Here is a 15,080-nt window from a genome sequence, read left to right on the forward strand (position 1 = left end):
CTTATATTTTATTTTAAAACCTACTATATATCATTAAATATTAACAAATAATAAAGTATTTTTATATAATTTTAAAAAATAAAATTTATGAAAGTAAATAAAATCACTTTAGATTTAAAAGATACTTTAAAGTACGATGATCAATCATGGTTTAGTGATCAAGAATATATTATTTCTGTTATTGACCCCTATCATGAAAGAAACATTATTCCAATTATTTTTAATAAAAACAATAAACTTATTGAATTATATCCTGATGATTTTGACAATAAAATCAAAACTGTTACAAACCATAGTAAAGTAGATAAGCCTCTTAAAAGATTTGTTCCAAATCAATTAATTGCTCTTAATTATGGAAACTTAATTCAAGATTATAATGAAAATGAAAGAAAACCAAAAATTAAGACTTATAATGAAAATATAAATCCAATAGTTACAAATAAGATTTTTGAATTTTTTGAAGGAGAATTAAATATTGAGAAATCATTATTTAAACCAACAAGTAATACTAAATATGAATTAATAAAAGATCATATTAAAGAATCCGAAGAATCTTTTTTTATTATAAATAATAATCAATTATTAGGACCTTTTAAAATTATTGAAGTTTATGACGATTTACAATTTAAAATAAAAACAAATGGAAAAGAATTCAAATTTGGGGAATATTATTATAATGATAAATCCTATCTAGAATTTGAAGTAAATCGAGTAAATAGAAAAATTTTCATAAAGAAATGTAAAGATTTAGAATTAAATTTTAAAAATATTTTTGATTTCACAAGTAATGATGATCTTATATCGGAATTTAACTCAGATATAAAAAATAATTTAGCTTATTTTAACAAAGAAAATTTAGAAAACACATTATCAATTCTTAAAAAAACACTAGAAATTGACAACTTCAAAATTAAATATGATAACAATGATAGGTTAAAAAAATTAATAGATAAAGGTATTCAAGTTATTGAAGAAGATATAAAATTATTTAATTACATCCCAAAGGTTAAAGAACTTAAAACTAAAGAAAGTGAATTAAATGAATCTATTTTTGAAGCTCAAAATAAGTTAGAAGAAGAAAAAAATAAAATCCATAAATTAGAAAATTTAAAAATTGAATTAAATAATGAAATAAAAAAAATAGAAGAAACAAAAGCTGAAGAATTAGAAAAACAAAAAAATAATTTAGATAATGATATTAAAGAGTTAGAAAAACAGAAAAACAATTTAAATCTTGAAATTCAAAAGGAAAAAGAAAAATTAGATAAAAACTTAGCTGAAACAAAAAAAGATATTGAATTTTATGATAGAAGTAAAAATGAATTAATTATTCATATTGAAGGATTAAGAGAAGATTTTAAAAATGAACAAAATAAGGCTCATAATACACTTCAAAATTTAATAAAATCTAAAGTTCACTTTGATTTTATAAGTGGTAGAGATCTATCTGAGCAAGAAAATAAAACTAAAGAATATTTAGATTTTAAAGTTATAAATCAATTTGAAGAATATAAAGACCTTAAAAAAGAAATCATTCGAATTTTAAAGCAAAATAATCGAAATTTTGATTCACATTTTATAGATAATTTATTAATTTCCATTTTTCAAAATACATTAACTGTTTTTGCTGGTGTTCCAGGTTCAGGAAAAACTACTTTAGCTCGCTTTATAACTAAATTATTAGCTCCAAAGGAAAAAATAAGAGAAGTTTCTGTGAATAGAGGATGGACTTCTCAAAAAGATTTTGTTGGGTTTATGAATCCTTTAACCAAAAAATTTCACTCATCCTCTACAGATGTTTATTCTTTATTAAAACAAATGGATTATGAGGCTAATAATGAACAAGAATATCTGAACTCACCAATGTCATTTATTATTTTAGATGAAGCAAATTTAAGTCCTTTAGAACATTATTGGTCTTCTTTTTACAATTTAACCGATTCTACAGGAATGCTTGAATTGAGTTTAGGACATCAAGAAAAGGTTAAATTCCCTAATAATCTTCGCTTTATTGGTACAATTAATTATGATCATACTACTGAAGAATTATCTCCAAGAGTTTTAGATCGAATCAATATTATTCAATTAGAAAATAAAGATCAAGATTTTAATTTCAATTCTATTTCAAATACAGAGATCGAGACTTTAAAAATATCTTTTCAAAAATGTATCGATTTTTTTGATTTAAAATCTAATGATGTAAATACTGAAAATGAAGATTTAATTTTAAAAGATTTCAATCAAATAGAAAATCAATTTAAAAAACTAAATATATTAATTAGTCCTAGAGTAAAAATAAGTATTAAAAAATATATTACAATCGCAAATCCACATATGAAACATAAAAATAAACCTTTGGATTACTGTGTTGCTCAAAGACTTCTTCCACTTATTAATTTACATGGAGCTAATTATAAACAAAAACTAGATGTATTAAAAGATTTACTTCAAGAAAAAGATTGTGATATATCTGTTAAAATTTTAAATCAAATTATTAAAACAGGTTCAGATGAACAGAGTATTTATCAAGACAATTTTAATTACTTCCTAACTTTATCAAATGTTTAAGCTATTCGCAATTGACAATCAAAATAATGAAAAAGAAATTCTTCCTGAGAAGAATGGTGTTTACATTGTATATGAATTGTTTCATTACAAATTTACATTTAACCAAATCATTAAAAATCAGTTAATTTATTTAGAAGATGAAATCTTTGACCCTAAAAATGAAATAATTAATTTTACTAACAAAGGTGTTTCCTGTAATAGAAAAAAAAGAATATTTGAAGATTTATTTGGTTATGTTACTTTGAAATTTGATCAAATCAAATTTAATTTTGAAGTTCGAATAGAAAAAGTAAAAGTTCCTGAATTAGAAAAAATACTTCTGTATCTATGGAATCAAAATTCAATTGTTTTTGATAATTTTTTTTCCAAAAGCACTTTAAAATCAAAACTTGCAACAGAAATTAATGATTTTAATTATAGTTCTAAATTTGTAAATATTTTTGAAGAATATTATTCTTTTTTTAAAAACAAATTTTACAATTTCAAATCGCTACCACATTCTGTAATAAGAAGTCAAAACATTGTTTCAGATTACGAAACTGCTGATATTTCAAATAATTCTATAGATTGGTTAATTCATAATTTAGATGAGTTAAATATTGATTATTCTTATAAAAATATTGAAAACTCAATTCAAATTAAAAATAGTTATGGTATTGTAGAAAAAATTTTAACTGAAGAGAAAATTAATGATTTCAATACTTATGAAAATCAAATTATTTTAGGTTCTTTTGATTTTGTATTAATCGAAATAATGAAGATTAAAAACACCATAAAACAACAAGTATCTACTAATCATTATTACGAAAAAGATTATTTCAGTATCAATCAATTTAAAGTTATTCCTTTTTTAAGGCTTCGTGATGATTTGGAAAAAATTGAAAGTAAATTAAACCTTTTGAAGAATAGATATAAAATCATTTTCGTTAATACAAAACATAAAAATTCTTTTCCTAAATTAACATCTGTTTTTGCTAATAAACGTCATTATACGGAAGCATATCAAAAAATAAAACAAATTCGAAATATAAACATAAATTTAGATGGTGAATTCAGTTTATTAAATCTAAAAAAAATAAGTAAACTATATGAAATATATAATACTTATGTTTTAATAAACTCATTTAAAGAACACAAACCTATTACTACAAATTTAGAAAATAAAACAGAAGACAACATAAGTCAAGAAATTTATTTTGAATTTCAAAATTTCAAAATTTCTCTATTTTATGATATTTCTATTGGTAATCAAAAGAATAAAATAGGATTACAAAGAATCAAACCTGCTAAGAAAAGCTACAAACCTGATCATATCATTAAATTAGAAAAAAATAATGAAACAAAATTTTATATTTTAGATTCTAAATATTCAACAGAACCTAGAATAAAATCATCCCATTTACCAGAATGTATAAATAAATATATTCTTGATATAGGAATAACTGATTCTCCATCAAAAAAAATAGAAGAATTAATTTTAATTTATCCAGGAGAAAATGAAAAAACAATTTATGGTAACGATTTTTTCAAACCAAAAATTGGAATTATACCATCAAAAGTAGGGTTAAATAATGTTCAAGAATTTATTAATCGAATTTTAAATTAGTTAAATTCTGAATTTATAAAATTTGACTTCGACTACGCTCAATGACCTGAAATCCTTGTGAAATTAAACATAGGTGGCTGAGCGGAGTCGAAGTCGAAGCCCAAAATTACCATCAAACTCTAAACCGCCAACAAATACAAACTTTCATCTTTTTCTAAATAATCCATCAAATCTAGAAGTCGTTTTTGATGTTCTTTTTGAATATTTTTTTGAATCCATTCTTTTGCTTCTAGAATATCTTCAGGACGTTGGTAAATAACTTCTAATAAAAATTCATCTTCTTCTAAATCTTCTTCATGAATTACTTCATCCCAAAAAATAGCTTCTGAAAAAATAAAATCTTCATCTCCTGATTTTTTAGAAGAATCAAAATTTTCAAATGCTTTTACATTCTTATTTGAAATAAAATTTCTATCAGAATTTTCATCATAATTTATATTTGACAAACTAAAAACTTTAATATTTAATCCCATATTTTTTTCTTTTAATATTTCTTTTTTTCATTTTTTAAAATATGCTCGAAAATAAAAATTCCTTACCAAAACTCATCTTTAATTTTAATAAATAATTAAATATAGGATTACAACATATTTTCATTTAAAAAAATTAAAACACTACAGAAAAAATAACATTTGCAATCACTACTTACGTTAAATCACAATTTGCTTCAAAAAACGCCTTTCTTAAAATATTATATTTTCGTTATTTACAAACACTTAATATTACGAATCTTGCAATAATAAATATTTTTAATTAGTATTGTAATAACAAACCTAATCATTTAACCAAATTCTAACTTATGAAAAATCTATCTATTTTCGTGGTTGTTTGTTTATTTACAACACTCGCCTCAGCACAGCGTTTTTCTCTTTTAGCATCTTCGGATGAAATTCTTACGATGGAACACGTATTTCAAGAACTTACACCAAAAGAAACTAAAATCGATGGTATAACTTATTGGAATTTTGACAAAACGTATAAAGTTAATTTTCAAAAAAAAGGAGCTCCTGCTCTACCTTATTTTACAGAATCATTAATCATTTCTGATTTTGGAAAAACTTCTCTAACTATTGAACACGATGGATTTGAAGAATTTTCTAATATTTATATTTCTCCTTCCAAAGGAAATTTAAAACGAAATGTAAATCCTGCGGAAATTCCATACCAATTTGGAGAAGAATATACAACAAATTCGTTTTTTCCAGCAGAAATTGCAACATTGAGTAAACCTTATAATCTTAGAAATACACGTGGAATTACTGTCCAATTTTCTCCTTATCAATACAATCCTGTAACAAAAAAACTTCGTGTGTATAAAAATATTCGAGTGAAAGTTCATATGGATAAAAATGAAAAAGGAATTAATGAATTAGCAACTAAATCGAATCGAAATGATGTTTTCCAACATGTGTATCAAAACCATTATTTAAATCCTGACAATGTTTTAGAACGTTATACTCCACAAAGAGAAGTTGGAAATATGCTAGTAATTTGTCCAGAAGAATTTATATCAGAAATTACTCCTTTAATTGAATGGAAAAATCAATCTGGTGTTCGAACAACTTTAGTTCCTCTTTCTGAAGTTGGTTCGAATGATACAGAAATCAAATCGTATATTAAAGATTTTTATAATGATAATCTAGATTTAGTTTTTGTAACATTAGTTGGTGATCATGCACAAGTTCCTTCACATTCATATGGATATGCAGGTTACGAACAACTTTGGAGCGATTCTTATTATGGTCAATTAGTTGGTGATGAAGATGATTTTTATCCTGAATTATTTGTTGGTCGAATTTCTGGAACTACTCCAGAACATATTAAAACACAAGTGGATCGAATTTTAGAATATGAAAAAAATCCGTTTGATGGTGATTGGATGGAAAAAGCAATCGGAATTGCTTCCAATGAAGGTGATGGTTATGGTGATGATGAAGAGGCAGATTGGCTTCATGCTCGTAATAATCGAGAGAAACTTATGAATTATGGTTACACACAAGTTTATGAATTTTATGATGGAACGCAAGGTGGCGAAGATGCACCAGGAAATCCAAATCCACAAATGATTGGAGAAGCTGTTGATGCTGGAGTTGGTTTGGTAAATTATACAGGACATGGTGCGCAAAATGTTTGTGTTACTGGAAATTATAGTTCAGCGCATATTAATTCTGCTGTAAATAATGGAAAATATCCTTTTGTGATTTCTGTTGCTTGTAATAATGGAACATTTACAGAGGGAACTTGTATATCTGAAGCTTGGGTTCAAGCAACAAATGAAGATAAACCTTCTGGAGCAATTGCTGCTTGTGGTTCGACAATTTTAATGGCTTGGGCACAACCTATGCAAACACAAGATGAAATGGCAGATTTAATTTCGGAAGCATATCCAAACAATCGAAAAACTACTTTAGGAGGATTATTTTACAATTCTCAAATGAGTATGTTAGAAACTTATAATAATGGACCAACAGCAATTGAAGTGATGCAAACCTGGGTGATGTTTGGAGATCCATCTACAATTTTTAGAAATAAAAAAACGATGGATTTATATGTTTCTCATCCAGAAGATATTTCTTCAGACGTAACTTCTATTACAGTAGATTGTGAAATTGACAACGCTTTAATAACAATTTATCAAGAGGAACAAATTGTTAGTAAAAACTACACTTTTGATGGAACCTCAACAATTACTTTTCCAATGTTATCTTCTGACAAGCCTCTTACTATTACTGCTACAAAACAAAATCATCAACCATATCAAGGTGTAATCACAGTTGTGGAACAAAGTTTAGATGTAAAAGATGAATTTTGGAAAGATGTTGCTATTTACCCAAATCCAGCAACAGATGTTTTACAAATTTCTTGGAATCAAAATGTAAAGATTCAAAAAGTAACATTGCTTGATGTAACAGGAAAAACAATGTTTGATTCTTCTTTAAATAATTCAGCTTCTGCTTTAACAATTAAAACAAATACGATAGGAAGTGGAATATATATTCTACAAATCACATCAGATATTGGTGTAAAAACAGAAAAAATAGTTGTTAAGTAAATCCTTAATGACTTTACAGATTATTTGATGACAAAGGTTCTCTTTTTGGAGAACCTTTGGTTTGAATATTATTCTTTTAAAACTCCTAATTCTTTTAAAATATCACGTTTCATTCTACTTAAAGGTCTTTTATGAAAATCTTCTTCATTTGGAAAAGTTCCAAAAGCCAAACGATATGCCTCTTCCTTGGAAATATGAATATTAGGAAAAGTATTATCTAAAATTTCTAGATATCTATCTGTATATTTTTCTTGTATTTTGATTAAATCTATTAATTCATCTTCATGAGTTTCATAGATTTCTTTTAGTTTAAAAGCTTTGACAGTATTGTCAGTTTTTACGCAATTATTTTTATTTTTTATTTTAAACTCATATTCTGATAAAGAATTCAATTTGTAACTAAACTTAAAATTTATTTCAGAATCAATATATGGGTGAATGTATTTACCTAATTTAAATTCTATATCTCTTTTAATAACCGAATTACAAATTGTACAACTAGGTATTAAATTAAAAAAAGACAATGATAATATTGGATGATCTTTTTGAGAAAACCAATGATCAAATTCAGGACGAGTAATTTTTTTATTTTTCTGTTCAATCTCTTCATCATTTAAAACAGTTTTCGTATACATTCTATTACAATAGGTGCAAGAATTGATATTTATTTTCTTTGACATTTCATATGCTCCATATTCATTTTCTTTAGAAACAAAATATATATTATAATTAAATATTCTTCTTATTCTTTTTATAAATCTGTTATAACTTGGCTGATTTATAATATCTAAATGAATCTCTTCTAATTGTTTTGGTTCTCCAATTAAAATCTCTTTCAAATTACTTTCAATTTTATCAAATAAAGGTTTCGTACCTCTAACTCTTTCTTTATTAAGCTTTTTTTTAATTTTTGAAATCATCCCATTATAATGAGCATCTTTAGCTTCCTGAATATGCTGTTGATTTGGATTAATATAAATCATAACTAATTTTTATTCTGTTTAGATTCAATTCTTTTTAAAAGCTCTTCTCTTTTAATATTTAATAATTTTAATTCCAATTCGTCTTCATCAATAGGAAAAATATTATGATACATTTCTTTCAATTTTGATTTTAAAATTGGTTCATCAATATTCTCAATTAGTTTTAAATGATATTCTTTTTTATCTAAAGGTTTTCCATCATTATTTAACCATTTAATAGTTTCATTAATCTTCTCCTTTGCAAAACTTCCCATCAAACCGTCTTTTACAAAAAAGGAATCAGCTAATAAATCTGTAATATTTGCCCCAAAAGATTTTTTAGGTTTCTCTGCTATTGTTGTAAATCCATTTGTATCTTTTTCTAAATAAATAACATTATAATTTGGAATATCTGAAAGTGTTAATGGGTCATGAGTAGTAAAAATAATTTGAACTTTTGCTCCAAGTTTTTTAAAAAAATAATCAAAATATTCTACAATTGATTTTACAAATTCTTTTTTCCATTGTGGATGAAATCCCATATCTGGTTCATCTAAACATAATAGATATAATTTCCCTGAAACATCAACTTTTTTATCAATTACATTTCTTTTAAAATAATCATAAATTCGAGAATATAGATTTAGTAATGCTGTTTCTCCTGAGCTCAGTTTCTTCTTTGAATCAAAATTTATAATACCTCTATCTAATATTTGAGAACCTTGAAAATTTGGATAATATGAATATAATTTTAAAATAATTTTTTCATGTAATTCTAAAATTTTTAAAGATTGTTCTAAAGATAATTCAAGAGTTCTTTCATTTTTTAATATTAAATTATAATTTATATCATCTACCAACATATACAAATACTCCAAAAATTCATTTACTTCCTCAAAAGGTAAATTTTTAGTATTTTCTTCTTTATAAAGCTTATTTATTTTATAATTAAAACTTCTAAGTATGTCAATAAAATAATTTATAGGTTCTTTACTTTGAATTATTTCATTACTAATTTTATATCCTTTTAAATTTATATTTTTCTCATTTAAAAAATTTAAAATAAAGGAAGATGTATATATTAATATATAATCTTTAAATAGCTCTTTCACATAATTTGAACTTTTATAATTTATTCTCACATTTTTTTTAATTAAATTATATAATTTATTAAATGAAAAATGCAATTCCTTTGGTACATTATTAAAATGATTTTGAAAATCAATTTCATTACCATTAATTATTTTAATTGTATTTCTTGTAAAAGAAAGTAAATTTTTATTCAGACTTGGAAAAGGTAAATTCATTTTATCAATTTTAAAAAACTTAGAATTTTGAAAATGCAAAAATCGTAATGTATTTTTGAATTTTATAGCTCTATAAAAATTTGTTTTTTGTGTATTTTGAAATATGTTATCCAAATTTGATGAATCCTGTTCAATAAAAAATTCCATACTTAAATCAATTCCATTCACTCGATTACTAAAATCTAAAAATGGAGAATAATAAATTGTTTCAACCTCTTTTTCGTCTTGATTTTTTAAAGGCCTAAGAATAAATCCTTCTTGATTTAAAGAAAATGAACTACCTTGAGTACTATAATAATTATCGTTTTTTTCATAAATTATAGAGCATGAAAAATCATATTTATAAATAGAATTAATGATGTTTTTCAAAAAAGTTGTTTTACCACTTCCATTAGATCCAACTACAGCAGTTACATTCACTATTGTATCAGTTTTTGAATAAAAAGAAGGAATAAAATGTTTATTTGGTTCTTTTATTAAAGTCCTTGATTCATCTTTTTTATAAATATTTTCACTTCCAAGATTAATTAAAATTTCTTTCTCTCTTTCTAAAAAATAATGAGGATTAATTTCTATTTCATTATCATCGCTTTCAGTATATGACATATGTCCTTTATAGTTTATTGCTACTAACTTCATATCTAATTTTTTAAAATTCCCACCGAAGATAAAAAACTCTAAAAACAAAATCTTACGGTAATCCGTAAAGAATCAAAAAAATTAAACGTTTTTTTATAGTGTTTTATACAAATACAAACATGTTTTACACAAATGCAGACCAACTTTATACGAATGTAGATATGTTTTATACAAATGCAGATGGTAAAAACGCAAAAGCAGACCAACTTTATACGAATGCAGATATGTTTTATACAAATGCAGATAGTAAAAACACAAAAACAGACCAACTTTACACGAATGTAGACATGTTTTATACAAATGTAGATGGTAAAAACACAAAAACTCTTTTCTTGATTCAAGATAAATTTGAAAAAAGACAGAATCAACCATAGTTTCCTATATTTGCAAAAATTCAGAATAGAAACATGACTTTAGAAGAACTTGAAGGTGAATATATTATAGAAGGAAGTAACCAAGATGCAGCAACGCATACTTACAAAGGAAAACTTACTTTAAAATTGGATGAAAATAATCGAATTCAAGCGCATTGGATTATAAATGAAGAACAAGAACAATTCGGAGAAGGTTTTTTTAAGAATAATATTTTGGTGATTAACTTCCATTATTACGGAGAAGATTTACTGATTTATAAAGGAACTGTTGTTTATCGTTGTATTACGAAAGATATTCTAGACGGATTTTGGTCAGAAGAATATGGAAATCCACTTTATTTAGGAGAAGAAAGATGCGCGAGAATTACACAGGAAATTCATTGTTGATTTACCTTTTTGTTTTAATATATTTGAAACAAAAAAATGACAAAACAAATTGGGAATACTCTAAAATTTAATAAAGAAAAATACTATTTAATCCAAAATACGGAAGGTTTACCAATACCAAAACATTTTGGAATTAAAATTAGAAGACCTGGCTCTTTTTGTTTGAAAGGATTTATTACAGAATTTAAAATAACTAAAAAGTCAAAATTAAAATTATCTGAATTATTTCTGCATTTAGCTCCTCATGAAGAAATTAAAGAAATAAACGGTATTCTTCCAAAAATCTATAAAGATAAAGTTCGAACTTCTGATGGTTCTTTTCAAAAATTACCTGCACGTTTATATTATAAAAAATTAAATTTAAATCTAGATTATTCTGGATTTATTTTAATCGGCAAAGATATTTCAGAAAATACATCTTCTCTTCTCAAATGGCATCATCCTATTTGGGATTATCAAACTGTTTTAGAATTAGAAATAAAAAATGGTAAAGTAATCTCCATAAAAGATTTAAGTGAAAATTTAATGAATTATAAAGAGAAAATAAACGAAGAGTTCAATCTTTACCATGAAGAAATCAGTGCACAAATTGACTCTTGGGAAAAAAGAAATTTTAAAGAAAAGTATAAATAAAACAAAAACCGCACTTCAAAATGCGGTTTTTTCATTTCAATCTTACGGAAAATGTTCTTTAAAGTCTTAATTATAAAATGTAAGAATTGAAATTCACGATTTTTTAAATTGTTTCACAAATGAAAAGCAATTTTTAATCATTAAACAAGAAAATCAATCAATGAAATCGAATTCTAAATAACTTGAAAGAATCCTTAAACAAAGACATTTTAAAGCGATTCACTGAAAAATAAACCAATTTCACTTAAAAAAATCTTTTGATTAGCTTTATAAGAGTAATTTTAAAACATCATGAAAGTTTTCAAAAAACATATAATTATCTGGATTGTTTATACATTGCTTTTATTTTCATTTTATGAATTTGGAACCAAAACTTCTACAGCTTTAACGCATACATTTTCGTTTGTTGGAAATCAGATTTTTGCTTTTTATTTAAATCATTTTCTTTTTCTACCAAAGCTCTTCGAAAAGAAAAAATATTTTTTGTTTAGTATTTTAAATATTTTATTGATTTGCTTCGGAACATTTTCCAACACATTTATTGAAAATCTAACCGAACATAAATATGAAAATAGCGCTTTTGAAATTCATTTAGAATCGCTTTATGCACACGCTTTACCATCTGTAATTGCAATTTTTGTTGCTTTTATTTTATACACTTATTATAAAAGATTACAGCAAGAACAAAAAGAATTGGAATTGGTTAAATCGGAGAAAAATTTCCTAATTCAGCAGATAAATCCACATTTTTTATTCAATACATTGAATAATATTTATTCTTTAACAATGGAAAATAATCCGAAAGGTTCGGAAGCAATTTTACAACTTTCAAAAATGTTGGATTATTCTTTATATGGAAATAAAACGGAAAAAGTAAACTTACAGAAAGAGATTTTTTATATTCAAAATTTCATTCATTTATTTAAACTTAAAGATGAAGAAATTAAGAATATTGCTTTTAATTATAAACATGTAAATCCTGATTTTAAAATTGCTCCAATGCTTTTATTACCTTTTATTGAAAATGCTTTTAAACATGGAAACATTGAAAATATTTCGAATGGAAAAATTGAAATATCTTTAAAAACAACAACTAAAGAACTCGAATTTATTTGTAAAAATACTTTTGTGGAAGGAAAAAAAGTAGATCGAATTGGTGGAATTGGAATTACAAATGTTTCTAGGAGATTAGAATTACTTTATCCAAATGCACACAAATTAGATATTTCAAAAAAAGAAAATGTTTTTGAAGTGACACTTAAAATAAAAGAAAAATGAAATATAATTGTATCATCATTGATGACGAGCAACCTGCGAGAAAATTATTGGAAAGTTATTGTACTAAAATAGAAGATTTAAATGTTTTACAAAGTTTTAAATCTGCGATGGATGCTATTTTATTTATGGAAAAAGAAACTGTAGATATTATTTTTTTAGATATTCAAATGCCAGATTTAACAGGAATTGATTTTCTTAAAGTAATTCAAAGAAAACAAACTAAAATTATTTTTACAACAGCTTATCGTGATTATGCAATTGAAGGTTTTGAACTGGATGCAACAGATTATCTTTTAAAACCAATTGAGTTTTTTCGATTTTTAAAAGCTGTAAATAAAGCAAAAAAAGAAATTCAGCAAATTCCTGCAAAAAAAATCACAATAGATAATTCAGAAAAATTTATTCATTTAAAATCAAGTAAAAAACAATATCGAATTGCTATAGGAAATATTCAATTTATCAAATCTGAAAATGAATATTTGACTTATTTTATGAATGAAAATCAAAAACTTTTAGTTTATGGAACTTTAAAAGATGCATTGCAAATGATTTCAAAATCAAACTTTATTCGGGTGCATCGTTCTTATATTATTAATTTAAATTTTATTGATTTTGTAGAAGGAAATCGAATTTCAATTGGAAATCAATTTATTCCTATCAGTGAATCTTATCGCAAAGAATTCTTTGAAAAATGGACAAAAAAATAGATGTTTAGTAAAAACCAAACATCTATTTTTAATTATCGAATTGGTGATTGTCTATCTGTTGGAATTCCAACTTTAAAACTTGGATAGCTTTCATGTCCAGGAGTCGCATGACAAGCTGTACAACTTGTTCGCATTAATTCAAACTTCTCATTAAACACTTTTTGATCTTGTGATTTAATAGCATTTTTCATTTGTGGAATTACTTCTTCTAAGAAAAAAGTTGCAGACTCTTCTCTTTGTGGTCTTCTTTGCAAACCTAATTTTAATGCTTTTTTTATTTTACTCAACTGATAATTTGCATATTCCCAATTTGCATCTTGTCCTCCCCAATACAATTCTTGATAACGATAACCAATTTCAACCATCGCTTTATCTAAACCACGAAATTGTCTTTCAATAATTTTCATTTTTTCTTCTCCATCACCTTTAATCCACTTTCCATTAACAGCTTCATATTGTTCTGAATTTGAACATGATGCAAATAAAAGTATCAAAGAAATTTTAATACTATTCTTCATTTTATAAACTATTTAAATATTCACTTACTACACTATATCCTTCTTCATCAAGAATTGTCGTTCCAATCCAAGGCATGTAAACATCTTTTATTACACGGTCAATTTTTGTATTATATTCTAAAATTCTAGTTTGTGAAAAAGGAGTTGCATAACGGAAATCAAATCCAATATTTGCAGCTTTTGGCAAACCACTCGGATTATGACAATGTGCACAATTCATCTCAAGATAAGCTCTACCTCTATCTTCAAGCGGCATTGTCGTATCAAAATAATCTGGAATTTTCCCAATTATATTATGATCAAAATTTTCTAATAATCCCATTGATTGAAAATAAGTAAGTTGATTTACAATTTCGTTATCACGAATTACATCTACATTCATATTTCTTAATTTTGGCCCAATTGGTTCAATTTCATTTGCAATTTGATGACAAATTGTACACTCTTGCTTTGTTGGAACCTCGTATGTTACACTTTTTATATTTCCATTTGCATCAACCCATTCTACATATTTATTTGCGCCATTATTTTCTAAAACAGCATCTGTTTGAGCATCATTCCAAACATATGTCGCCGCATTCCACTGCCCCTCTTTTTTAATCAATACTCTTGTTTCAATAATATTAGTTCCTAAATCAGGATTTCGATTATCTAAATAATAATAAAACGTTTTAACAATGATTGTTTCTTCTGGAAATTCAGGATTATCATCATCAATTTTTGTCATTTTAGTATTTGGAGGTAACTTTATCAATCGTTGTTTTTTAGCATAATTTGTAAAAAGTGGTGAGGCAATTTCGTATAATTGATACTCTTCAGTTGGAATTAATAAATTCATTTGATCTGTATAAATTCCATAATCTGAAAGATTATTCTTAAAAACAACTGTGTCTGTAGAATCGATATAAAAGGAATCTTCATCTTTTTTACATGAAAAAATGACTAGAAGAAGCGATAGAATTAAAAAAAAGTTTCGCATAGATATTTTATTTTATGATTATTTCAATATTTAATGCGAAAATCCATTGAAAAACAGCGAGTAACAATAA

At 24.8% G+C, this 15,080-nt stretch carries 13 protein-coding genes; 8 read left to right on the plus strand and 5 right to left on the minus strand.

The genetic code is table 11. The annotated features are described in order from the left end of the window. Positions 1–87: 87 nt before the first annotated feature. Entirely contained in the window at positions 88–2,568 is a 2,481-nt protein-coding gene (locus I1A51_RS08425; protein ID WP_196892971.1) for an AAA family ATPase, read from the plus strand. Then, positions 2,561–4,174 carry a hypothetical protein gene (locus tag I1A51_RS08430; RefSeq protein ID WP_196892973.1) on the plus strand — a complete coding sequence of 538 codons (1,614 nt, stop codon included), beginning with the start codon at positions 2,561–2,563 and terminating at the stop codon, positions 4,172–4,174. Before I1A51_RS08425 ends, I1A51_RS08430 begins: the two co-directional genes overlap by 8 nt. Before the next feature lie 119 nt (positions 4,175–4,293). Here the strand turns inward: I1A51_RS08430 and I1A51_RS08435 are convergent, their stop codons facing one another. Further along, the gene (locus I1A51_RS08435) at positions 4,294–4,647 is read right to left on the minus strand and encodes a hypothetical protein (RefSeq protein WP_196892975.1); all 354 of its coding nucleotides are present in this window, start codon (positions 4,645–4,647) and stop codon (positions 4,294–4,296) included. 326 nt (positions 4,648–4,973) lie between these two features. Between I1A51_RS08435 and I1A51_RS08440 the strand changes: the two genes are divergently transcribed. Further along, positions 4,974–7,226, plus strand: a complete 2,253-nt coding sequence (locus I1A51_RS08440) for a C25 family cysteine peptidase (protein WP_196892976.1) — start codon at positions 4,974–4,976, stop codon at positions 7,224–7,226. A gap of 68 nt (positions 7,227–7,294) precedes the next feature. On the opposite strand, the gene I1A51_RS08445 is transcribed toward I1A51_RS08440, so the two are convergent. Together I1A51_RS08445 and I1A51_RS08450 are read right to left on the minus strand one after the other, a co-directional pair. Continuing rightward, positions 7,295–8,209 carry a hypothetical protein gene (locus I1A51_RS08445; protein WP_196892978.1) on the minus strand — a complete coding sequence of 305 codons (915 nt, stop codon included), beginning with the start codon at positions 8,207–8,209 and terminating at the stop codon, positions 7,295–7,297. A gap of 2 nt (positions 8,210–8,211) precedes the next feature. After that, positions 8,212–10,134: an AAA family ATPase gene (locus I1A51_RS08450; RefSeq protein WP_196892979.1), complete on the minus strand. Its 1,923-nt coding sequence runs from the start codon at positions 10,132–10,134 to the stop codon at positions 8,212–8,214. 119 nt (positions 10,135–10,253) lie between these two features. Here I1A51_RS08450 and I1A51_RS08455 point away from each other — a divergent pair, with 119 nt between their 5' ends. From I1A51_RS08455 to I1A51_RS08475, 5 genes are all read left to right on the plus strand, one after another. Beyond that, positions 10,254–10,508 (plus strand): hypothetical protein, encoded by a 255-nt coding sequence (locus tag I1A51_RS08455; protein WP_196892981.1) that lies wholly within the window; start codon positions 10,254–10,256, stop codon positions 10,506–10,508. A 33-nt stretch (positions 10,509–10,541) separates the two neighbouring features. Then, positions 10,542–10,895: a hypothetical protein gene (locus tag I1A51_RS08460; RefSeq protein ID WP_196892982.1), complete on the plus strand. Its 354-nt coding sequence runs from the start codon at positions 10,542–10,544 to the stop codon at positions 10,893–10,895. 36 nt (positions 10,896–10,931) lie between these two features. Further along, positions 10,932–11,528 (plus strand): hypothetical protein, encoded by a 597-nt coding sequence (locus I1A51_RS08465; protein WP_196892984.1) that lies wholly within the window; start codon positions 10,932–10,934, stop codon positions 11,526–11,528. Positions 11,529–11,819: 291 nt separating this feature from the next. Continuing rightward, entirely contained in the window at positions 11,820–12,806 is a 987-nt protein-coding gene (locus I1A51_RS08470; RefSeq protein ID WP_196892986.1) for a sensor histidine kinase, read from the plus strand. Then, a complete protein-coding gene (locus tag I1A51_RS08475) occupies positions 12,803–13,513 on the plus strand; it encodes a LytR/AlgR family response regulator transcription factor (RefSeq protein WP_196892988.1) in 711 nt (236 codons plus the stop codon). The genes I1A51_RS08470 and I1A51_RS08475 overlap by 4 nt, the downstream gene beginning before the upstream one ends. Positions 13,514–13,545: 32 nt before the next feature. Here I1A51_RS08475 and I1A51_RS08480 read toward each other — a convergent pair whose 3' ends face one another. Both I1A51_RS08480 and I1A51_RS08485 read right to left on the minus strand, forming a co-directional pair. Then, positions 13,546–14,031 (minus strand): hypothetical protein, encoded by a 486-nt coding sequence (locus tag I1A51_RS08480; RefSeq protein ID WP_196892989.1) that lies wholly within the window; start codon positions 14,029–14,031, stop codon positions 13,546–13,548. 1 nt (position 14,032) lies between these two features. After that, the gene (locus tag I1A51_RS08485) at positions 14,033–15,010 is read right to left on the minus strand and encodes a hypothetical protein (RefSeq protein ID WP_196892991.1); all 978 of its coding nucleotides are present in this window, start codon (positions 15,008–15,010) and stop codon (positions 14,033–14,035) included. Between the last annotated feature and the right edge of the window lie 70 nt (positions 15,011–15,080).

The sequence above is a fragment of the Aureivirga marina genome (assembly GCF_015767265.1).
Classification (GTDB): Bacteria; Bacteroidota; Bacteroidia; order Flavobacteriales; family Flavobacteriaceae; genus Aureivirga; species Aureivirga marina.

Bases quoted from the DNA above. Each gene is read 5' to 3' on its own strand.
- I1A51_RS08445 (WP_196892978.1), bottom strand. From the start codon at position 8,209: ATGATTTATATTAATCCAAATCAACAGCATATTCAGGAAGCTAAAGAT.
- I1A51_RS08470 (WP_196892986.1), top strand. From the start codon at position 11,820: ATGAAAGTTTTCAAAAAACATATAATTATCTGGATTGTTTATACATTG.
- I1A51_RS08455 (WP_196892981.1), top strand. From the start codon at position 10,254: ATGTTTTACACAAATGCAGACCAACTTTATACGAATGTAGATATGTTT.
- I1A51_RS08435 (WP_196892975.1), bottom strand. From the start codon at position 4,647: ATGGGATTAAATATTAAAGTTTTTAGTTTGTCAAATATAAATTATGAT.
- I1A51_RS08480 (WP_196892989.1), bottom strand. From the start codon at position 14,031: ATGAAGAATAGTATTAAAATTTCTTTGATACTTTTATTTGCATCATGT.
- I1A51_RS08425 (WP_196892971.1), top strand. From the start codon at position 88: ATGAAAGTAAATAAAATCACTTTAGATTTAAAAGATACTTTAAAGTAC.
- I1A51_RS08450 (WP_196892979.1), bottom strand. From the start codon at position 10,134: ATGAAGTTAGTAGCAATAAACTATAAAGGACATATGTCATATACTGAA.
- I1A51_RS08430 (WP_196892973.1), top strand. From the start codon at position 2,561: ATGTTTAAGCTATTCGCAATTGACAATCAAAATAATGAAAAAGAAATT.
- I1A51_RS08475 (WP_196892988.1), top strand. From the start codon at position 12,803: ATGAAATATAATTGTATCATCATTGATGACGAGCAACCTGCGAGAAAA.
- I1A51_RS08440 (WP_196892976.1), top strand. From the start codon at position 4,974: ATGAAAAATCTATCTATTTTCGTGGTTGTTTGTTTATTTACAACACTC.
- I1A51_RS08460 (WP_196892982.1), top strand. From the start codon at position 10,542: ATGACTTTAGAAGAACTTGAAGGTGAATATATTATAGAAGGAAGTAAC.
- I1A51_RS08485 (WP_196892991.1), bottom strand. From the start codon at position 15,010: ATGCGAAACTTTTTTTTAATTCTATCGCTTCTTCTAGTCATTTTTTCA.
- I1A51_RS08465 (WP_196892984.1), top strand. From the start codon at position 10,932: ATGACAAAACAAATTGGGAATACTCTAAAATTTAATAAAGAAAAATAC.